We start from the raw sequence: 22586 nt of genomic DNA on the forward strand, positions 1-22586 counted from the left end.
TTGACATTTGTCACATTATTTTACGCCAACGGTCTAGGCCTCCATACGCCGTTGAACCCAATTACTGAGCCAAGTTAATAGCGTAATAATGATCAAGTAAATCAAAGCAACCATGGTCCAAATCTTAAAGCCTTCCATGTTGCGCGCAATGATAATTTTCCCAGTTTGGGTCAATTCAAGAATACCAATGATTGAGAGAATGGACGTATCTTTAAGGGTAATAATGAATTGGTTGATGAAGCTCGGAATCATAATTTTGATCCCTTGTGGCAAAATCACGCGCCGCATCGCTTTTCCAAAAGGCAATCCCAGACTGCGTGCGGCTTCCATTTGACCATCATCAACCGCCTGAATCCCACCTTTGACGAAGGCCGCGGTGTACGCACCTTCGTTTAAGGTCAAGGTGATGATCCCAGCCACGAATGCCGGAATTTTTGAACCGATTAGACTTGGCACGCCTGTGTAAATGAATAAGGCCAATACCAGCAGCGGTAATCCGCGGAAAATGTAGATAAATGTCGTGGCTACACCGCGAGCAAACTGATTTGGCAAAACGCCAAGCAAGCCCACAAGAATCCCGACAACGGTTGCGAAGAAGATCGCGACAATCGTCACAATCATGGTTTCTTTCAAGCCACCCATCAAGGTTCCCCAGTTTTCGCGCAATAATCCGAGAAAACTGCGATCACTATCTTGAGTCTTGGCACTGGTTTGTTTTTGGGCGGCTTGTGTGCCATTGCCTAAATACTTGGCAACGATTTTGGCATATGTACCGTCAGCTTTGACCTTTTTGAGTCCGGCATTGAATCGTTGATCAAGATGATCGCTACGATCCTTTTGTGTTGCAAAACCGTAATAACTGGCCTTACTTTCTGGACCAGCCAGCTTGAGCTTCAACCCTGTGGCGATGGCATATTGCAGAACCGGTTTATCATCAAAACAAGCGACCGAATTGCCAGTGATGACATCCTGATACATATTGTTGGAATCATCGAAGGTCACCGTGGTAAAACCATACTTTGCCTTCAAACTTAAAGCATAGTCTGCAGCTGCCGTCCCAGTTTTCAAGGCCACACGTTTGCCGCGTAAATCCTTCAAACTTTTGACTTCGCTATTTTGCCCCACGGCCATGGCAACCGCCGTTTTGTAATAAGGATCACTCATGGCAAACTTTTGCTGCCGCTCAGGAGTAATCTGCATACCAGCAATGACACCATCAATCTGATTAGCTTCCAAGGCCTGCACAGCTGCATTGAACCCCAAAGGTTTGATATCAACCTTGAAACCCTCGGCCTTTGCAATTGCCTGCATCAGGTCAATATCGATCCCGACATACTGATTATTTTTATCCGCAAACTCAAACGGGGCATACGTGACATCTGTGCCGATCACATAAGTTTTCTCGGCCGCCTGCGTTGACACCGGTGAGCCTAGCACGACCGCCAGCATCAACGCCATGACCCCAGCAACGCACCACTTCCAAACTCGTCTCATGAAAACACCATCTTTCTCATTTAGTTCCTGTTTCTTTCAAAAATTGCTAATGACGCATGCTACTTCAATTCATGTGTTTTGAGACCTGTAAACCCAGCTCCCATTCACAGCTTACAAGTGTACCGATTTTTCTAAAGGTTGTCTACGCGCAAGAAAAGCAAGATTGCTTTATACTAAGAGAAACTTAAAGAAAAATGTGGTGACCTTATGTTTAGCTACCTAATCGACTATGATTTGAAACTTTCCCTACCGCGACCGGAAATCGACGGTCCCCTTTTATTCGAACAAATTGAGACTAGCCGCGATTCGTTGGCTGCCTACTTGCCTTGGGTCGTAACGACACTGACTGCCGACGACGAAATCAACTTTTTAAATACAACACTCAAGCTTTTTGGTGCAAGGACTGCCTTGCATCTGACCATTTATCAAGCCGATGCTCCAGTTGGCATGATCAGTTTGAACACGATCGACACCTTGGTTCGCCATAAAGCCGACATTGGTTACTGGCTAACCATTCCCGAACGCGGCAAAGGCATTATGCACAAATCCATTGAAGCATTGGCCGATATTGCCTTCCACGATTACGACCTAAATAAGCTAACCATCAATGCCGCTGTGGCAAACCGCGCGAGCAATGCCGTTGCCGAAAAAGCCGGCTTTCATCTCGATGGCACTTTGCGTCAAGACGATCAACGAGCTGACGGCACCTTCTTAGATGTGAATACTTATTCGCTGTTGCGTTCGGAGTGGGCTTAATTGTTTCATGCGAAACAATTGTCACCTCCAGCTCACCACGCCATATGAAAACCCCGCTTGCAAAATCAGCATGCGGGGTTTATTTTTGCGCCCTATTTCTAATTAGGTCAATGTACAAGCAGTCGCAGCAACGCTGGCGTCACAAAGCCTTCGATTAAGGCAGCAACGGCAATCATCGGAATGATGATGCAAACATACTGTAGTGCAATAGCCTTCACATCTAACGACGACTTTCGATAATATGGATCGGCAAAAAAACGCTTGATTGACTGGCGAAGGGCCTTGTTGACTTGAGCAGCGAGCGCGACGCCGATAATCAAAGCACTCATCTCCAGAATACCATGTGGCAAAATGCCTAAGACAAACGCTGCCAAAGCACCACCGATACCCAGCTTAGCGGCATAAATGCCTAGCACCAAGCCGACAGAAGCACAGGTGAGATAATACGAAATCCAGTATAGAAAAGGAATCGGAATCATACCAATGATCATGAGGCCAAAGGCAACGCGTTCGTTATTCACTAAAATGGCCCAAAATGCACTGAGACTGTCGTGAGTATTAGCAAACTTGCCAGAGAGGCCAGTAAAAATACCACGAACAAAGTTGGGGTTCGCGCCCATGACCAGATATGTCACCAGACCAACAAAAATGGTGACACCAAAGAAAATGAGCCAACCGATCAATAGATAATGGCCAATAACATTCAAATTGTATCCGAGCCGTTTCTTCATAGGTTGCCCCTCTTTCCTAATAACAGATGCTAGGGTAAGTATACTCCAGGGTGGAAAGGGTGGCTATTTTGAGGGTTTGGCGGTATGTATCATTTTTCTCCTAATCAGGCCTTCTCCTATTATCCAAGCTTAGTTTCCATCAGTTCTCACTAGCCGTTACTTATCCAACATCGTGCCACGAACTGGGACGTTTGGCGTCGCCTATTTTCTTGTTCTGCCTTAGCACTAAAATTAAGATGACGCTCTGAATAAATGCCTTTATAAACTATAAACAGCGTTTCACATCTTTCGCCATGCCAGCCGTCAGTTCGCATGCTTGCTGTTTAGCTTTTTTTCGTGAATAATGACGGCATGGAGGTGTCATGATGGAAGTCAATGAAGCACAAGCCATTTTTGATGCAGCGCGGGATCAAGTAGCGACGATTGTGGTGGGCAAATCTATGCCGATCACATTGACTTTCACCGCCTTACTTGCAGGTGGTCATGTGTTGTTCGAGGATATTCCCGGTGTTGGGAAAACCACCCTCGTTCAAGCGATGGCAAAAACCTTAGCGGTGCCATTTTCCCGCATTCAATTCACACCTGATATGCTGCCAAGTGATGTTCTTGGCACATCAATCTTTAATCGGGCCACTAATCAATTCGAATTTCAAAAAGGACCTATTTTTACCAGTATTTTATTAGCAGATGAAATCAATCGCGCCACGCCACGAACACAGGCCGCCTTGTTAGAAGCCATGGGTGAAGGACGGGTTACAACGGATGGTCATACCTATCAGCTAGCCCCTGACTTTTTTGTCATGGCAACTGAGAACCCGACTGATTATGCAGGGACTTACCCGCTCCCTGAAGCACAGTTGGACCGGTTCATGCTTCGCCTCTCACTTGGCTACCCAGATGCTGACGCGGAAAAAAGTTTGCTGCTAACGCCTGATCGTAAAACGATGATTGCTCAATTAACACCTAGACTAGACGCATCGTTACTAGCTGAAACCAAAAAACTCGTGGCTAACGTGACGGTCAGCGATGCAATCGCCAGTTACGTTCTCGCGCTAGTACAGGCAACCCGACACGACAACCGTGTTCGGCTAGGTATCAGCCCGCGTGGTGGCATTGCCTTGGTCACTGCCGCCAAAGCCTTCGCTACGCTTAACGGACGTACTTACGTTGATCCAAGCGATATTCAAACGCTACTTGATCCTGTTTTTGGTCATCGGCTCATTGCCAAGGATCCGACACTTTCGACGGCAACGATCTTAGCAGATATTCTGCAAAACACCGCCGTTCCGATTCGGGGGTGAGCACATGAACTGGCGCAACTTTTTTATCAATGCTGGCATTTTGCTTGTGCTCAGCCTGCTGATCGTTTTTGGCGTGGCATTTAACTCATCTACCAGCTGGTTTGCCAGTGACTTTGCTATCCTGATACTACTACTTGCGATACCGCTATTGTGGCCATTGAAAAACACACTGCGTTTCACAGCAGATAATCCTGACATGATCGCCGATAGACCGGTAACGCGCCTTTTCACGCTGACTCATGGCAGATGGCTACCTAATCTTTTTCTGCTTGACAGTGCCAAAACACATACATGGCATTTGCCAATCGGACAACGGACAGCCAAAATCAGTTTAACCTTACAGCGCGGCATTTATGAGCAGTTACCGATGACCGTCACCGTGACTGATTTATTCGGCTGGTTTCGTAAAACACTACCCTTGCGTTTAGCCACACCGATCACTGTTGGCCCCGCACGCAGACCAGAAGCTGCCGCACGAATTGCAGATGACTTTTCGCAAAAAATGTCCGCTGCTGACGCTGGCTTGCCCAGTGACCGCATTAAAAATTTCCGCGATTATTTCCCGGGTGATAATATTCAACAAATCGCTTGGAAAGTCAGTGCACATGCCGATACGCTGATTGTTCATGACGATGAGCATGAAGGTCAAGCCAGCTGGACATTACTGCTATTGGTCACACCAACGCTGTCACTCGAACCTGCCTTGAGCTTATTCGCAAGTCTCATGGACACAGGCATCTTCAGCGGGAACGGCTATCTGCTAGACAGTCGGTTAACCTCCGTCATACAAGGACGGCAAAACACATCGCTAGCCAACTTTGAGCCTGACGGTACCGCCACGCCTGATTCTTTAGCTGCTTTGACCACCCCACAACATCAGCATCGCGCCTATCTTATTTTAACTGCTGATACACAGGCCGCAGTGCCTTTCACACATGCACTGGCTCCGGCTGCTACAACACTAGTCGACTTGTCTGGAGGTGATGACCATGCCTAAATGGCTACAACGTCTCCTTACCATTTTGCTGACATGGTGGTTATTGGCACTTTTTGTACAGCCTTTCTCGGTGATTAATCCGATAGCACATCCTCGTGAACTCGCAGGCTATGTTGTCATCATCAGCTTAATTAGTTATCTTGCCGCATTATGGCCACGGGCTTGGCCAATTTGGCTAACCACTGCTTTCTTGAGCATGATCGTTGGCCTTTGGGCAATACTGCCGCTTAAACAGCATTTTGGTATTACCTGGTTTAACACTTATGTCCAAACCTTCAATACCGCGACTAGGCGGTTTTTGCAAGTTGGTGGCGTGGATGTCCCTGCGACCCTCAGCATGACATTGATTGTAGCTCTTGTCGCCTTTCTACTATTAATAACCGTTGTTCTCCAACTTTATCCTGGCGCAGTGGCCATTGTGCTCAGTTATTTACTTGCTGTACATGTTTTCAATGGCAGCGACCTGACGACACAATTTTTCCAGCTCGCTGTTGTTACCGGGTTGTTGGCTGTTTTGCACCTTTATCACACCCGCTGGCGAGCGTTTTTAATTGGCAGTCTTAGTATTGTTGGCTTAACCCTTGGACTCATGTGGCTCAGCACCAGCACTCCGTTGAATGACTGGTTAACTAATATCTCTGTTCCTGCGCGCGAACGACTCAATCAGCGAGGCTTCTATGCCAGCCTTGAAGCTTACGCTAACGGCTCAGGCCGCACAGGATTCACCGAAAACAGTCGTGTTTTAGGCGGTCCGGTATATGATGATCCCACACCAGTATTCACCGCCACCAGTCGTGAAGCTCATTATTATCGCGTCGAGGTTGACTCATTTTATACAGGAACGGGTTGGCGACCATCTACATTTCAGACGCAAGCTGCTCCTTTAGACGGTGCTATTATGCGTGATCCATCGGCTCGAGTCGATTATGGTCAAGCAACGTCAGTGAAACTAGTTTTTAACGGCGGTAAAACCTTTTTGCCATTACCATATGGGCAATTAACTTTTACTGGCGGTAAACCAGACCCCACGACCGATTTTTTGCTTAACTCAGCCACACAAAGGATAACTGCGAGCGATGATCAACGCTTCGAACGCCTCGATATCCAGGTGCAGCAAAAACAGTTTACCGATACGCAACTCGAAACTGCTACGAGTTCAACTCAGTTAATTTCATCTAGTTATTTACGGCTTCCTAGTTCACTACCGCAACGAGTTAGAACACTGGCAAAAAGAATCACAGCTGATGCCAAAACACCTTATGAAAAAGTCATCGCCATTCAAACTTACTTGCGCTCAGATCCGCGCTTCACCTATTCAAAAACAGATGCACAGCAAACACCGGCAAATCGTGACTATGTTGATTACTTTCTGTTCGATTCACCTATTGGTTACTGTGATAATTTTTCCAGTGCTATGGTTGTCCTATGCCGCAGCATTAACCTGCCAGCACGATGGGCCAAAGGATTTAATACTGGCACTTTTGAAGGTGGAAGTGGCGCGAACAAACAATACATCATTCGCAATAGCAATGCACACTCTTGGCCGGAAATTTATTTCAACAATTTAGGCTGGGTTCCCTTCGAACCAACACCAGGATTCAGCAATCCGGCCACCCCTGATGATCCTGTAATGCCTTCCGCGGCAAGCAATACAGCCTCACAATCAGCCAGCAGTTCAGCAGTCAGCTCAGCAGTATCTTCGTCAGAATCGCGTTCCATTGTGAGCGCCTCATCTACTCAACCGAAACCGTCTTCTCGATCGTCTCTCGGCAGCTTTCATTGGACAGCTATCATCGTTTTGACTGTCGTCTTGACTTTATGCATTGTCTTAATCTGGCAACTACCAGCGCTGGTGGCGTTCACCATTAGTTTCAATTTGACACAGAGAAACTTTCCCCGCCGTTATCGTTTGTTACTTTGGTCATTACGGCGCGTGACACGACGCCAGTCAAGTCAACCATTGACAGTCTATGCACACCGTATTGATACACGATTAGGCGATCAACGACACTTCACCACGCTCACGCATGCTTACGAAGCTTGGGCTTTTGGACATGTCGCAATTCATCCTGACCCGCTCACAACATCCCTAAAATCCTTGAGCACGCAGCTTGCCCAATACGCACGACGCAAATTCCACGTGAAACAAAATTAACTTTACGCAATAATCGTTCCACATGAAACACAGCAGCATCTCTGCTGTGTTTTTTGAGTGTTTAACAAAAATACTCGGTTTTTACATACCACTAATGCCGGTACTATTTCCAAAAAAGTTTCCCTTACTTTCCTAGAAATTCTCGTTAAATTATTCATCCCTATTCATTGTCATAAGCACCATCTGAAGGTTTCACATGAAACATAACACCTATTATTCATGGAAATATCACAATTCATTCTTTTACGGCTCGTCTACCCCGTGAGAACCTTGCTATACCAACATTTAACAGAAAATCCTTGCACTTACTAATAAAAAGCGAGTATGATAATACAAACAGTTTCTGAGTAGACCTTAGAAATTGTTTGGCCCCTGCTGCTATTCTTTTAGCAGCCGTGCCTTTTCGACTGGACTCTGCAGTTAGATCGTGACGTACTCAGAAGAAAGGGGGGAGCCGCTGACTTTAGCGGCGAACACTTATGAAAGTTATGATCGTACTTGAAAACATCGTCATGGACGGTGTTAAACGCGCATCAACTGTTTTAGGAAATGATCTCGTTAAACACTATGATGTCAGTTTCTATAGTTTAGCAGATGCCCCTGCATATTTTGAATTGGACGCCCCGCTGCTTATTGCTCCGCGTCCGACAGATCCCAAGCTGCTTAACTTCTTTGGGAGCGACCCATATACACATTATCGTGATCAAATTAATGACTTGATTATGACGATTCGTGACCAGCATTTTCAGGCTGTGATTTTGCCTGCTGGTTTGACGACCAGCTTCGCACCGCTCATCAAGCAGGCATTACCAGATGTCAATCTGATTGGCTGGATGCACAATAACTACGCAACGTACATGGAAGATTACTACGTTCAAATGCAAGCTGAGTTTGAAGGCGGCTTGCAAGCTGTTGATACCTTGGTCACCCTCACTGAAAGTGACCTAAATTCTTACAAGCGTTTCAATCCGAACACGGTTAAAATTTATAATCCCCTCACCCTCGTCCCAACTGGTGAGGCAAATCTTGACGCACACCGGATCGCCTTCACTGGGCGCATTGCGATTGCCCACAAAGGTATCGACTTCTTACTCGAAGCCGCCGCATCTTTACCAAATGACTGGCAAATTGCGATTGCCGGCTCAGGCACTGATGAAGATATGAAAAATTTCTACGATTTGATTGACTATTTCCATGTGGCCGACAAGTTAATCTACCAAGGCCCACTGAAAGACCAAGCCTTACGCGATCATTATCGTAATGCTTCAATCTTCGTATCGACCTCTCGTTGGGAAGGTATGCCGTTAGTTATCGGTGAAGCCATGGCTTCTGGCTTACCTATCGTAGCAATGGAAAATACTGGCTCACGCGAATATCTTGGCAACAATGACTACGGTTTACTCACAAAGGCACAAGACGTCCCTGATTTCGTTGATAATCTCAAAAAGATGATGTCACAGCCAGCATTACGGCATCATTATGCCCATCAAAGTCTCGAACGTGCCAGTCACTTTAGCCCCGAAACCATTGTGAGTCAATGGATGCCGATTATCGAACATCAACCAACCCGTGTTTCAGTTACTGGTTAACCAAGCCCCGATGCAAGCGCCTGTTGCATCGGCTTTTTTGTGAGCGCGTTATGATGATGCACGCACAATCCCAATTAAAAATCGTCCCATAACGACTCTAGTTTGGTCATGACAGCCAAGATTCGGTACAATGAGCTTATCTTAAGTATGGAGGCTCTAACCAATATGGAATCAATGAAGCAAAGAATGCTTGGTGGCAAACTGTATAAAGCAAACGATCCAGAGATCAGCGTTGAGAGTCAGCGAGGCAGTGATCTCGTCTGGCAGTTTAATCATTTAGCCCCTGATAAAAAAGCAGAACGAGCTGCGGTTTTAAAACAATTATTTCATGCATTTGGAGACAATAACTACATTGAGCCTCCTTTCTACGTTGACTACGGTGCTCACACGTCAATCGGTGATCATTTTTATGCCAACACAGATTGTGTTTTCTTGGATACCGCGCCAATTACCATTGGCAACCGGGTTTATTTAGCGCCTAAAGTGAGTTTATTTACAGCCGGCCACCCAATTGATGCCGCTATCCGCGGTGAAGATTTAGAATATGGTAAGCCTATCAAAATTGGCGATGATGTCTGGATTGGCGGCGGCGTCATTATTAATCCAGGTGTGACCATCGGCAGCGATGTTGTTATCGGTTCTGGATCGGTGGTCACAAAAGACGTTCCTGATCATGTCATCGTTGCTGGCAATCCTGCTCGCATGATTCGGCGGATTACTGATAAAGATCATGCCCAGTGGCAACAACAAAAAGATGAGTTCTTAACCTGGCAGCAACAGGCTGATGAAAGCCAACAATCAAAGCAGTCTTAACTGACCATTAACGGAGAGAACAATGTTCAAATTAATAGCAACAGACATGGATGGCACCTTTTTGAGAGACGACATGACCTATGATCGCGATTTTTTTGCGACGTTACATGAAAAAATGCAAGCGCAAGGCATTCAGTGGGTGGTGGCCAGTGGTAATCAATACTTTCAGCTGACTTCCTTTTTTGAAGCTTTCCCTGATACGATTTATGTTGCTGAAAACGGCGCCTACATTCGCGATGCTAACAAAGTGTATGCTTTAAGTTCTTTTGAAAACGGTACCATTCAACCAATTCTGACTAAACTAACTAGCATACCTGATCTCAAAATTCTTGTCTGTGGTCAATCAAGCGCCTATGCCCTGAAAACTACTGATGCTGTCCATATCGCAACGGCACGACAATACTACAAGCAATTACGTCTAGTTGATACTTTCGACAATCTCGATGATCGCATTTTAAAATTTGCCATTAGTTGTCCTCCAGAAAAAACCGCGGCTATTGTTGCCGAAATGCGCCAACTGTTGGTTGGCTTGGGAGAACCGACAAGCAGCGGCCACGGCGACATTGATATCATTCAACCCGGGATGAACAAAGCTGCCGGATTGGCAACACTTGGTCGGCATCTAAACATTCAACTTGCTGACATGTGCGCTTTTGGCGATGGCGGCAACGATTTAGAAATGCTACGGGAAGTTGGTCTTGGTGTGGCGATGGCAAATGCAACACCAACAGTACTGGCAGTCGCCGACACAACCACTAAGAGCAATCAGGAACAAGGTGTCTTGCAGTTTATGCATCATCTGTTATCTGAACCCTGAAGCCCTTGTTGGAAGCAGCCACTAAAAAGGAGGCCGCATGCATCTCGATTTTGCGATGCATGCGGCCCCTTTTTTGTGTTCCACGTGAAACTCACTCGAATACGCGGACGTTTCACGTGGAACTAGGCTTAACAAATCCCTACTTTTCAGCAATTGATAAGTCTGGCACTGTTTCCTGATTCGTCATGACCATTGGCGAAAACAATCGCGCGATCATCGCAGCCGACAGCTTATGTTCCGAGCGCAACAAGTCAGGAATAGCAACGTGCTGCTTCATGCTGTGCTGAATCAATCTAGCCGTCGCCTCATAACCAAGATACGGGCTTAAAACTGTGGCACTGATAGCCGAATGGTGAACCGCGGTTTCACACTGCTCACGATTAACCGTCAGCCCAGCCACACAGTTTGACGTTAAGGTTGCAATGCCGCGAGCCAAGTACCGCTCCCCTTGCAACAAATCACGGAAAATAATCGGCTCAAAAGCATTCAGTTCAAGCTGTCCGGCTTCGGCTGCCATACTGATCGTGACATCTTGGCCAATCACCTGAAAGGCAATTTGATTAACGACTTCTGGAATGACAGGATTGACCTTTCCTGGCATAATCGATGAACCAGCCTGTTTTGCTGGTAAATGTAACTCATTAAGTCCCGCCTGTGGACCACTGCTTAACAAGCGAAGATCATTGGCTACTTTTGACAAGTCAGTGGCAAGTCCCTTCATAGCACCAGAGAAGGCCACCAAAACGTCGCAGTTCTGCGTTGCATCAATAAAATCCTCAGCTGACTTCAATTGCAGATCAATCAATTGATTAACCTGACGAATAATATGACTACGGTAATAAGGCGACGCATTCAACCCAGTTCCAATCGCCGTACCGCCTAAGTTAACCGCCTGTAAATCGGCCGCAGCCCGTGTCAACCGGGCTAAGTCTCGACGGAACAAGCTGGCATACGCGTGAAAACTGTGTCCATATGTTGTAGGAACAGCGTCTTGCAGTTGCGTGCGACCCACTTTAACAACATCCGCAAACTCATGTGCTTTAGCGTCCAAGGTTTTGATCAAAAACGTTAATGCTTGTTTCAGCGGTGGCAATGCCTGTAATGCTGCCATCTTTCCGGCTGTTGGATAAGTATCATTGGTCGACTGGCTCTGATTAACATCATCATTTGGATGAACGCGAATCGTTTTGAGCTCAGCGCTGGCCAAATTGGCGACGACTTCATTGACGTTCATATTCACGGAAGTCCCAGCGCTGCCTTGAATCGCAGGCGCGACCAACGCATCTTGATGTTCCCCCATCAGCAAGCTGTTGCACGCAGCAACAATCGCCCGCGACTTTCGAACATCTAACGTACCTGCAGCTGCATTCACTTGTGCAGCTGCTTTTTTAATGATGATCAGACTTTTGAAAAGTAGCGGATCAGTCCGCTCTGTACTGATCGGGAAATTCGTTAGCGCACGGGTCGTGTGAATTCCATATAAGACATCCTCATCAATTGCCAACTTACCAATACAATCTTCCTCGATACGCATTGTGAACTTCCTTTCATATACCAATATTTACTTTATCAGTATAATCGGGTAAAAACGTGCGTCAACGTTTGTTGTTAGGTAGTCTGACAACACCTATAAAAAGTATACCAATTTAAAAAATCACTGTGATGAAGCTTAAATGCGTTAAACGTATTCATTTAACAGGTAACCGTCCGCCGTCACGCCATTGCCCGATCATTTGCTGTGCTTGACAGGCGTTAGCAAACTTTGTCAGCCGTTGACGAAATAATTTAGGCTGGTGACTTTTGATTTGAATCGTGTCACAACGGACTCGTTGATACAAAGGCGGACACGACTGAAAATACTGCCACGCACCCGGACGACGTTTAAGTGCTCGAATAATTCTGGGATCAAACTTGAAATGACGCGGGTTCATATCAGGCAAAACAGCATACCCAGCTGCCGTCATCTTCCCTAAGTGAATCATGCGGCGAAATCGTTCTTTATTCAATTCCGACCACGCGCTCCCCACTTTTCTTGGTACAAAGCGCTGCGATGCTGGTTGATCAGGTGCCAACTTTTTGTAGGTACTGTCGATCCAGCCAAAACACATGGCTTCTTCCACGGCGTCAACATACCAAAACGTGTCATCCTGTTTTGGTACACCACGTTTAACGTCTACCCAACATTCCGAGGCGTCTTGATAGTGAGCTGTTAACCAACTACGAAATTGGTGGCGATTTGCTACCGTTAGATGATTGACGATTTTTCTAGTCAATAAATCTGCCTCCTCACATAACAACTTTCAATGGTCATTTTACAAAAAAATCTACGCGACGTATTTATCCGCGTAGATTTTTCACCTAATTTATTGATGCTGAATTGCCCATCAATGTCCCTGATGTTTTTCTAAACGTTTCGCCTGCTTCTTCAAGCGAACCTCACAAGCGTGCTGGTCTTTCAGTTGCTTGCGTCGTTGCTTTTTCACCTGTAAATTTCGCTTGTGTGCTAGCTTCAAAAAAGTTGTTGCTTGGGTCCTTTTAGCGTTACGGACTTCTTTTCGAGCCTGACGACTACGCCTTTTTGGACTTATTGTCATCTTTAACTTGGGGAGAATAACATCCTGTGCGGCTACCCAATGTAGGTCTTCCCATCGTTGTTGAATTAAATGTAACAACTCACTTGCTGTCGGGGCTTGTGTCCCAAATGTGACTTTAGCAACACGATACGTGTCTCCCATTGTTTGTTCGAACAATCCGCGATAAAAAGGTCGTTCAAAATAAACTGTTAGCTTGCCTTGAATTGTCAAACTAACACCTCCTTTAAGATTTTCACGCAATCTGGACATCCAAGGAGGAAGGATACTGACAGCCTAAGCCGCGTCTGGACTACCAACCAGACTGTGTTTTTGATAGCGCAATGTTATTGTCTGACTTTGATAAAGGTCCTGTCAAGCCAAGCTAGTGTATGACAATATCAATGTCTCTTACCAAGTGCATATAAGTCCGTTTAGCCTCACTACTACATAGGTACTTAGTCAGCTGTGGACTGCCTTGTTAGCCATCGATAAGTCACTACTTCCGTAAAAATAAGCAGTAGTATCCCAATAACCAGAATGAATCCTTTCATAGATACCAATTCATGTCCAGCATGTAGCCTCGTCATGGTGACAAGGCCGCCCAACAAAAGCAAATGCACGGGAAATAATTTCCGATATTTTTTTGAAAGCTTCATTTTTATGCAACAACTCGTCAGCTTTTAAAATTTTTGCTGTCACCCTATAGGACCGACATGCCAAGATTTCGAGTCATTTCTTCACCTCCTGCAGCATCTAGTGTAACGGACGACACGCATGATAACGTCAGAAAAAAATAAACGTTCTGCTTTCTATGATTAACGTCAATATTCAAAAAACCTCCCCACTAAGTTGACCCTTGCCAGGAGGTTTCAATATTGCTTTTAAGCTTCTGCTGTTGCTTCTGCCGCGTGCCGGACACTTTCCGCCACGACTTCCGCAACATCCCCGTCAAAAGCATTAGGAATGATGTTGGTGGTCGATAGCTCTGCATCCGGAATCAAACTTGCGATGCCCTTCGCCGCAGCGATTTGCATGTCAATGGTGATCTTGCGTGCGCGTGCATCCAAAGCGCCACGGAAAATGCCTGGGAAAGCAAGCACATTATTGATCTGATTGGCAAAGTCGCTACGCCCAGTGCCGACAATATAAGCACCTGCGGCCAATGCTTCATCCGGGAAAATTTCTGGTTCCGGATTTGCCATCGCGAAGATAATCGGCTTGTCCGCCATTGTCTTGATCCATTCTGGCTTCAAAACATGCGGCGCGGATACCCCTACGAAAACATCTGCACCTTGCAGCGCATCTTCCAAGGTGCCAGTCCGATTTTCATGATTCGTGATTTTCGCAATGGCGGCATGGTGTGGCGGTAGTTGATCGGCATTCTTTTCAGCTAAGATACCAACCTTGTCGACCACCATGATATGCTTAACGCCAGCGGCCAAGAAGCGCCGGGCAACAGATAGTCCAGCAGAACCGCCACCGTTGACAACGACCCTGATATCGCCAATATCCTTTCCAGCGACTTTCAGTGCATTGTATAGCGCGGCAAGAACCACAATGGCAGTTCCATGCTGATCGTCATGGAATACCGGAATATCTAGCTCCTCGATCAATCGCGCCTCAATTTCAAAGCAACGCGGCGCACTGATGTCCTCAAGGTTAATTCCGCCAAACGTTGGGGCCACTGCCTTAACTGCCGCAATAATCTCTTCAGTATCCTGCGTATCAAGCACAATCGGAATTGAATCAACTTTTGCAAACCGCTTGAACAACGCGGCTTTACCTTCCATAACTGGCATAGCAGCTTCAGCACCGATGTTTCCCAAGCCTAGTACCGCTGAACCGTCACTGATGACTGCAACCGTGTTTTTCTTGGTCGTCAGGTCATAAACTAAAGTCTTGTCTTTTGCAATTGCCGAGGAAACCGCACCAACTCCCGGTGTATAAGCAATACTGAGATCATCCCGCGTCTCAATCGGGACCTTTGAGACAACACTGAGTTTGCCGCCAAATTCTTTTGCCTGATCCAGTGCCAGTTGATTAAAATCTTTCTTTGCCATGAGTCTTTTCCCCCTTGTTTAAAGTGCGCTCCCAAGTCCTGAAACTGGACTGGTCCACGCTCCACCTAAACGCGATCGCTGGCCCAGAAACCTGCGTGTAAGGACCTTGGTCGCAATGGTCAAAGCCCGACCATAACGCCCTAGGCCACTTACTCTCCGGTTTCTAACCGGGCCGACTCACGCTCTATCTAATTATGAAAGCATCCGTAGAATCGCAGTCATTGAGATAACAGTGATGGCACCACCCAAGCGTGTTGCGACCTGCGCAAATGGCATGAGGTTCATGCGGTTCGCCGTACTCAGAATCGCCACGTCGCCGGTTCCGCCCATGCCGCTTTGACAGGCTGTCACGATGGCCGTTTCAATCGGATTCATATTCAAGAACCGAGCCACGAAGAAGCCGGTTGAAACAACCGTCAACACAACACTGATCACGACGATAAAATATTGCCAACTTAGCATACCAACCACATCTTTTAGCGGAATGTATAAGAGACCAAGTCCCGCCATCAATGGGAAAGTGAAATTACTGGAAATAAATTTATACAATTGCTTAGCGCCACGTTGCGTTTCCCCTGGGATAACGTTGAGATATTTCAAAATTGCGGCAGCAACAATCATCAGCACTGGTCCTGGGAAGCCTGTGATGGACTGAAGCAACATGCCCAAGATGAATAAAGTACAGGCGGTCAAGACGCCAGCGCCCATCATTTTCAAATCAATTTCGCCGGTATCGTCTTTCATCGCATCGGCGAGGTCATCTTCGGCCCCGTTTAATCGAACCAGCTGCCCTTGGCCTGACAACTCTGGCCGCTTTTCCCCTAATCGATTCAATAAACCTGAACACATAATCGCGAAAAAGTTTCCAATAATCGTCGCCGGAATAAGCTGAGCGACAAGCGCGCCGCTGGTCGTGCCTGTGATCGTGCTGTATCCTAGAGATAGCGGTAAAATACCTTCACCAATACCGCCTGCCAATACTGGCGTGACGATGAAGAACATCGTGTGTTTCCATTCCAAACCTAGTAATACGCCAACCAGTGTCCCGACACCCATTGCAAGAATCATGCCGAGCATCATTGGAATAATCATCCGCATCAATCCTTGAATCAGAATTTTACGGTTCATTCCCAAAATACTGCCGCAGACAAGACAGGCAATATAGAAATAAAGAAAGTTTGCTTGTTTCATGAGCATGTCTGCAGCTTTTAACACATTCGGATTCATCGCATTGTAGAAAACGAGAATCGAAGGTACCAACAGCGATAAAATCGCCGGACCGCCAAAGTTCTTCACAATCGGAATATTGGCTCCGATCGTACCTAATAACCAACCCAACGTCAGAATGACCGCAAACCCGCCGAGCATGTTAACTGGCAGTTGCTGCATCACACCGGCAAGGACGATGATCGCTGCCATCACGATATAAACTGGCAATGGTACCGACCCTACCTTGAAGTCCATCCACTTTTTCTGCGGACTCGTTGATTTGTTGGGTGTAACCGTCTTGTTCTCCATGTTTCCTTACCCCCAATCTTTTGTTACTTACAGCATATTGTAAGCGCTTCATTAGGGGAAGATTATTTAACTTATTAAACCATAAACCCATTTATTTAAGCGATTGTTTTACTATTCACAAGATGGTTTCTCTACTGAACAGGAGTATGATCATGAAAATAAAAGGATGGCGGCTATGGGGCTGGCTCTCATTAATTTTTACTTCCACCTTGTTATTAGGCTCTGCGTCAACTGGTGTTGAAGAATAAATTTATCATTTGAGGCGGTTCTCCATTTGGGGAGCCGTCTTTGTCATGTTATGCCGTGATTTGGTAGATTCGTTTGAAGAAGTTCAGCTGATTCTTGAAGCCAAAACAGGATCGTTTGAGTGACTTGATGAGGCGGTTAACGCCTTCGATCGGACCGTTGGAATAAGGGCTGGTGACAGCGGCGAGAACAGCGACTTTGTGTCGCTTAAGCGTCGCGATCGTCATGTCCATTGCCGTACCGTTTGGCTCGTAAGTAGCTAACAGGTTTGCCAGTTCCGCGGGATGTTTCTTCACCATCAAAGCATCATGAAGTGCTAAGTAGGTCTCGTAGGTTTGCTTGAGCTTGGGCTCAGTATCAAGTGCGATATCGATGGCCTCCTGTTGCGTGACGTATTCATTCAAACCAAACAGGAACTGTTTGTGTTTAGCGTCAGGCGCGGTTTGATGAAAAAGCCGCCAGTTTGTCTTCATGATCTTATAAGGACGGCTGTGTTTGTCATCAAGCTGTTTGAGCGCTTGGACGCGTACCTGATCAAGGGCACGAGCCGCAAGTTGAATGATATGGAACCGATCAATGACGACTTGGGCCTTGGGGAAAACCTCATGAATAATCGTTTGATAAGCTGCATTCATGTCCATGGTGACCGTCTGGACCCGAGTGCGGTCAGCGAGTGAATAATGAGCGATGAAAAAATTTTTAATCGTGCGGTTGAATCGATCACCAAGCAAGGCAATCAGACGATGTGAATCGGCATCAAGACAGATAAACGACATCATGCCATGAGTGGAACGGAACTCATCAAAGCAGAGTCGCGTGGGTAGCCGGCGAGCCGGTCGGAGTTTGAGATTTTGGTCAATGATCCGTTGAACCGAGGAGGCTGAGATTCCGATAATACGGGCGATGGTTTTGACTGGCAACCGTTCATGCGCTAACTTCATGATTCGCTCTGTCATGTGAGCGGCGATCGTGTGGTTGGGTTGCACGAGTGGCGTCTTGGCACTGACTGTGTGGTAACAGTTATGACAGCGCCATCGTTGCTTGTGCAAGTCAATGACTGTCGGCATTTCAACCCCGTTGAGGACGCGCACGTGGGCCGTGTAAAACCCGTTAGGGTGCAAGGCCTCAAAGCCACACAGTGGGCACCGGGTTAACCGGTAAGTCAGCTCGGCATCAATCACATGATACTGGCGGCGACGTACCCCGTTGCCGCGATATTCATGACGAACAAAGGCAACTTTGATATTATGGTCTGGTATTCCAAGGACGGACAGTGTAGGATCGTATTGGGACATTTACTCATAACCTCGCTTGCTTTTGGTTTCGACGCTAACAAGCATAGCATGGACACTGAGTAGGTGTCTTTTTGCGTTATCCAAAAAGGGCCTACACGTTCAGTGTTGATTATTTCTCAACACCAGAAAGTGTAGACCCTGTTATTAACGGTTCTAACTGTTTATGGTTTGACCATGCTGGAAAACCGTCAGCAATTTGAAAGCCGTGAAGGTCAATTGTTGATCTCAATTGGCCGTCAGTTAGCAAAGGATCCCCGTGTAACCGCCGCACTTGAAGCAAACAAGGCTGATTCAGCCACGCGCACCTACGCAGGGACTGTCGAGAAAAATTTTGATTTAGATTTTGTTGTCATCATGAATATGCAAGGCATTCGCCTGACGCATCCCGATCCCAAACAAATCAATCGACATTTTCAAGGTGGTGATGAAGTGACTGCCTTGCGCGGTCATGAGCATGTTTCGGTTCGGCGCGGAACCTTGGGCCGCTCACTGCGCGGATTCGTCCCAGTGTATCGCCAAGGCAAAGAGATCGGTGTTGTGGCACTAGGCATTAAGGTCACCTCACTGCAAACACTCATCAAGACCTCGCAAGATGGCTTCCGGCTGGCGCTATTCGCCGGTACGATCATGGGCCTGCTGACAGCGTTTTTAGTCGCCTACTATATTAAGCATCAGCTTCATGACCTTGAGCCCAAAGAAATTGCTAGGCTGCTTGAAGAACGCAATGCAATGCTTGAAGAAACCAAGGATCCTGTCATTGTGATTGATTTGCACCAAGTCATCATGCTCATCAACAAAGCCGCTGCCAAGCTGCAAAATCACCTTATAACCGAAAGCGCCTTTATTGGCCAGCCATTGACGACCTTGATTGCCAACCCTGAACGTGTCAATCTGAATGTTAAAACCGAGCAGTTTTATCAACAGGATGGCCAGGATTATCTTTTCTCTGCCGCACCTATTATGGTGAAAAAACAAAAAATAGGTTACGTTATCTTTCTACGAAACGCTACCGAAGCGATCTTTGTCGCCGATCAGTTGGCCAACACCACCGCCTATGCCAACGCACTGCAAAGCCAGTCACATGGATTCATGAATAAGCTGCACGTGATTTACGGCTTGGTGGCAATAAAACAATATGACGAATTGGCCATCTACTTGCAAGATTTGTTAAAACCAGAGCAAGAATTTGCAAATCGCTTGGCCTTGCTGGTCAAAAATCCACTCGTTGCCGGCTTCATGATTGGTGAACGCGAAAAGTTTGCCGAGCGCAAAACGACCCTCGACTTTGAAATTTCCCCCGAACTACCACCTAATCCTAATACCCAAGAAACCAAAACGCTGTTAACATTAAGCCGCTATCTACATTTCGGGCTACTGCAGCACGATTTGCCGGACACCATTTTGATCCAGCTAGAGTACGCACAGAATCGTCTCACGATCGCCTATCATTTAGACGAACCAGCCAAACGAACGGACTTTATCTCGCTTATTCATCAAGACTACTTCCAACAACTGCTGACGGAGTTGAACGGCTCAGTCACCGTTAGCTCAACCGATCCGCTGACACTAACATTAACCGTGGACTACCACGAGGAGGCTCAAAATGACGAACATCCTAATCGTTGAAGATGATCCAATGGTGCAATTTATCCACCGCAATTATTTAGAAAAAATCGGTACTTTTGACACCATCTACTCTTCAGAAACCATCGCTGAAGCAAAAAAACTCTTAGCCAGCCGATCCATCCAACTCGTTTTACTCGACATTCGCCTCAAAGACGGCAACGGCATTGATTTTTTAACCGACCTGCGCCGCACCAAACAAACCGTTGATGTGATCCTCATCACCGCGGCAAACGAGGTCAACATTGTCAATGATGCCTTGCACTTAGGCGTGATTGACTACCTCATCAAACCATTCACGTTGGAACGCTTCGAAAAAAGTATTCAACGTTACAGAACCAAGCATCAAGCATTGGTAACTGATCAGCTTAATCAAAGTCAACTCGACACGTATTTCGAACCACAAACAACCATCCCTCCGACAGTCGATCTAGACAAAGGCCTGAGCAAAGCCACGTTGCAACTCATTCAAGGCGCCATTAAACAACTCCCGCAACCATTTACCGTCGCACAATTAACGACAGAAACCGGTCTCTCGCATGTTTCTGTCCGGAAATATTTAAGTTTTCTAGAGGATCATCATTTTCTGAAAGGCGATACGATTTATCGCAAGACAGGCCGACCTTATAAAACTTATCAGATGGTCACGGCACCCCATGCGCTGTCGTAAACATCATTCAAATCTTTAAAAAGGCAGTGATCTTAAATACTAAGATCACTGCCTTTTTGTTGTTAATGATTAAGGTTGCTTACATACAATGAACGCTGATACTGTATTTCCTAAAATAGATAAGTTTCACGTGGAACTCCTCAGAAAATTAAGGCCTACATTTGGTTCCACGTGAAACTCGCTGCCACTTTCCACAAAGACCGGTTCACACACCCGTTAAAGATGTCTGAAACGGTCCATTGGCACCGTTTCTCCTATTTTTTCGACGCTTCAGGCAAAGCCGTATTTTTGTTCGTAATATCAATAAACTGTGCTTCACCTGCTACTGAATCAACGGCTTTTTGTAGACGACGCATGGCGGCGCTTGCAATTGGCAAATCTACAAAGTCCTTGGTCGCATTGTCTAGTTCGACTTCATCGGCTACGGAATCTTTTAGCGGCCGCGGATTGCTTTCATCTAAAGCGCGGATCACAACTGGCTTCAATGGGCCCATCTGGAGCAAGTCGAGTGTTGTTTGGTAGTCAATATCATAGGCATCGGCTAAGTCAAGTGTCTCACGAATGCCGGCCTCTGCTGCCATGATGGCAACATTCGTGATCAATTTCAGTTTTGCACCATTTCCCTGCTCACCGACATATTTTACAGTGCCAAACGTTTTCAAGATAGGTGTAACATCAGCAACCGCCTGTTTGTCGCCAGCGGCAATCAGAACCAAGCCAGCTTCACGTGCATACTTCACGCCGCCAATCATTGGCACATCTAGTAGATGGGTCTTGGTCGGCATGACGGCTTGAATCGCAGTAATCTTACGCGGGTCCAAAGTTGAGGTCACAATCAGCGTACTCCCCGGCTGCAAATAATGCACAATACCCGGAGTTTCAGTGGTCCCAATATGAAGTGCTGGCACATCGTCTGACATGACCGATGTGATAATGACCTTGGACGCTGTCACAGCATCTTCCAATGAAGTTGCAGTGCGAACGTGATCTCCCGCTACTGCCGCCATCTTGGCGGGCACTTTATCCCAAACTGTGACGTCATAGCCAGCCTTGGCCAAATGTGGCACCATATGACTGCCCATATCGCCAACACCAATAAATGTTATTTTCATGTTCTTCTTCCTTCCCGATCGAAAATATTCACCTAGGCAATAGATACTTAAAAAACAAGTCTTTTTCTTGAAGAAGCATTTGATCAAGAAATTCATTGCCAGCTAAATTCGATTAAAACAGGATCAATAACACCTGTACCCATTAACTTAGCATGATTGAAAAGCGATTTCAATAACACAGCTCGGTACGAGTCATTGTCGTCTTTTTTCCCTCCACCTTACCTGTTTGATGCCAACAAAAAGTGTTCCTAATAGGTTTACAGTGCTAATTTTTTCCATTTACGAATTTTCGGTCGAAAATTTGTAAACGGCGCAACACTATTGATGTGAATCCACTTCCACAACGGCCATTGCGTCTTGGTCGTAGCCCACCTCCGAACGCCTGCATCGAAAAGCTCCGATTGTGATAACGTCTCGATCCAAGTACACAACTCCTTGACCAGCAGATCAAGCGCAGCAAGTTGGTCTTGAAGGCTTTGTTGACCATAGTGCTCATAAAAAGATTGATACAAACCACCTAGGTTATTCCATTTATAGCCCGGTGCGGGCGTTTCAACCTCAATACCAGCAACCTCATCGCGATCCCAGCTCAGCAACAAGTTGAGCCAACCCAATTGGTATGACAGCATTTCTGACGGTGTCTTATCAACCCCTTCAACCAGCAACTCGCGCTTTTCTTCGGGGATATCGGTAAATTCCGCCCTAAATTTCGCATAGCGCTCTTCGATCGTGTCCAGCAAGGCTTGTTTATCGGCGTATGTTTTCAACTTGATCAGCTCCTTTAGCTAAAGCGTACCAAGTCACGTCGAAGGTTGCTACTCTTTTAGGATAATAAG

19 protein-coding genes are annotated in these 22586 nt (G+C 46.4%); 9 read left to right on the top strand and 10 right to left on the bottom strand.

The window, feature by feature from the left end; all coding sequences use genetic code 11:
* Positions 1–33 precede the first annotated feature (33 nt).
* On the bottom strand, positions 34–1494 hold the full coding sequence (locus tag AC07KQ_RS13920; protein WP_003571929.1) for an ABC transporter substrate-binding protein/permease: 1461 nt from the start codon (positions 1492–1494) through the stop codon (positions 34–36).
* A 207-nt stretch (positions 1495–1701) separates the two neighbouring features.
* Here AC07KQ_RS13920 and AC07KQ_RS13925 point away from each other — a divergent pair, with 207 nt between their 5' ends.
* Positions 1702–2250: a GNAT family N-acetyltransferase gene (locus AC07KQ_RS13925; RefSeq protein WP_003568281.1), complete on the top strand. Its 549-nt coding sequence runs from the start codon at positions 1702–1704 to the stop codon at positions 2248–2250.
* A gap of 107 nt (positions 2251–2357) precedes the next feature.
* Here AC07KQ_RS13925 and AC07KQ_RS13930 read toward each other — a convergent pair whose 3' ends face one another.
* Complete coding sequence (locus AC07KQ_RS13930) at positions 2358–2981, bottom strand: stage II sporulation protein M (protein WP_003568283.1); 624 nt, start codon at positions 2979–2981, stop codon at positions 2358–2360.
* A gap of 365 nt (positions 2982–3346) precedes the next feature.
* Here AC07KQ_RS13930 and AC07KQ_RS13935 point away from each other — a divergent pair, with 365 nt between their 5' ends.
* The 6 genes from AC07KQ_RS13935 (at position 3347) to AC07KQ_RS13960 (ending at position 10653) form a co-directional block, all read left to right on the top strand.
* Positions 3347–4282, top strand: coding sequence for an AAA family ATPase (locus AC07KQ_RS13935; protein WP_003571931.1), 936 nt, complete (start codon positions 3347–3349; stop codon positions 4280–4282).
* A gap of 4 nt (positions 4283–4286) precedes the next feature.
* Entirely contained in the window at positions 4287–5279 is a 993-nt protein-coding gene (locus AC07KQ_RS13940) for a DUF58 domain-containing protein (RefSeq protein WP_003568287.1), read from the top strand.
* Positions 5272–7434: a transglutaminase domain-containing protein gene (locus tag AC07KQ_RS13945; RefSeq protein ID WP_003568288.1), complete on the top strand. Its 2163-nt coding sequence runs from the start codon at positions 5272–5274 to the stop codon at positions 7432–7434. Before AC07KQ_RS13940 ends, AC07KQ_RS13945 begins: the two co-directional genes overlap by 8 nt.
* A gap of 479 nt (positions 7435–7913) precedes the next feature.
* Positions 7914–9023 (top strand): glycosyltransferase family 4 protein, encoded by a 1110-nt coding sequence (locus AC07KQ_RS13950; protein WP_003568290.1) that lies wholly within the window; start codon positions 7914–7916, stop codon positions 9021–9023.
* Between the two features lie 165 nt (positions 9024–9188).
* Positions 9189–9836, top strand: coding sequence for a sugar O-acetyltransferase (locus AC07KQ_RS13955; RefSeq protein ID WP_003568292.1), 648 nt, complete (start codon positions 9189–9191; stop codon positions 9834–9836).
* A gap of 22 nt (positions 9837–9858) precedes the next feature.
* Positions 9859–10653, top strand: coding sequence for a Cof-type HAD-IIB family hydrolase (locus tag AC07KQ_RS13960; RefSeq protein WP_003568295.1), 795 nt, complete (start codon positions 9859–9861; stop codon positions 10651–10653).
* 139 nt (positions 10654–10792) lie between these two features.
* On the opposite strand, the gene AC07KQ_RS13965 is transcribed toward AC07KQ_RS13960, so the two are convergent.
* The 6 genes from AC07KQ_RS13965 to AC07KQ_RS13990 form a co-directional block, all read right to left on the bottom strand.
* Positions 10793–12187, bottom strand: coding sequence for an aspartate ammonia-lyase (locus AC07KQ_RS13965; protein WP_003568297.1), 1395 nt, complete (start codon positions 12185–12187; stop codon positions 10793–10795).
* Between the two features lie 154 nt (positions 12188–12341).
* Positions 12342–12926, bottom strand: a complete 585-nt coding sequence (locus AC07KQ_RS13970) for a YdeI/OmpD-associated family protein (protein WP_003568299.1) — start codon at positions 12924–12926, stop codon at positions 12342–12344.
* Positions 12927–13037: 111 nt separating this feature from the next.
* Positions 13038–13457: a YjdF family protein gene (locus tag AC07KQ_RS13975; protein WP_003568301.1), complete on the bottom strand. Its 420-nt coding sequence runs from the start codon at positions 13455–13457 to the stop codon at positions 13038–13040.
* 650 nt (positions 13458–14107) lie between these two features.
* Complete coding sequence (locus AC07KQ_RS13980; RefSeq protein WP_003571934.1) at positions 14108–15286, bottom strand: NAD(P)-dependent malic enzyme; 1179 nt, start codon at positions 15284–15286, stop codon at positions 14108–14110.
* Positions 15287–15478: 192 nt separating this feature from the next.
* Positions 15479–16804, bottom strand: a complete 1326-nt coding sequence (locus tag AC07KQ_RS13985; RefSeq protein ID WP_003568305.1) for a 2-hydroxycarboxylate transporter family protein — start codon at positions 16802–16804, stop codon at positions 15479–15481.
* A 296-nt stretch (positions 16805–17100) separates the two neighbouring features.
* A complete protein-coding gene (locus AC07KQ_RS13990; RefSeq protein WP_013245374.1) occupies positions 17101–18345 on the bottom strand; it encodes an ISL3 family transposase in 1245 nt (414 codons plus the stop codon).
* A gap of 138 nt (positions 18346–18483) precedes the next feature.
* On the opposite strand from AC07KQ_RS13990, the gene AC07KQ_RS13995 reads away from it, so the two are divergent.
* Positions 18484–19971: a Spo0B domain-containing protein gene (locus AC07KQ_RS13995; protein ID WP_043926006.1), complete on the top strand. Its 1488-nt coding sequence runs from the start codon at positions 18484–18486 to the stop codon at positions 19969–19971.
* Positions 19949–20638, top strand: coding sequence for a response regulator (locus AC07KQ_RS14000; RefSeq protein ID WP_003568311.1), 690 nt, complete (start codon positions 19949–19951; stop codon positions 20636–20638). The genes AC07KQ_RS13995 and AC07KQ_RS14000 overlap by 23 nt, the downstream gene beginning before the upstream one ends.
* 254 nt (positions 20639–20892) lie before the next feature.
* Here the strand turns inward: AC07KQ_RS14000 and AC07KQ_RS14005 are convergent, their stop codons facing one another.
* Positions 20893–21750, bottom strand: coding sequence for an NAD(P)-dependent oxidoreductase (locus AC07KQ_RS14005; RefSeq protein WP_003571944.1), 858 nt, complete (start codon positions 21748–21750; stop codon positions 20893–20895).
* Positions 21751–22007: 257 nt separating this feature from the next.
* The gene (locus AC07KQ_RS14010) at positions 22008–22517 is read right to left on the bottom strand and encodes a ClbS/DfsB family four-helix bundle protein (protein ID WP_003568315.1); all 510 of its coding nucleotides are present in this window, start codon (positions 22515–22517) and stop codon (positions 22008–22010) included.
* Positions 22518–22586 lie beyond the last annotated feature (69 nt).

The organism is Lacticaseibacillus sp. YLM2-1 (assembly GCF_056583465.1).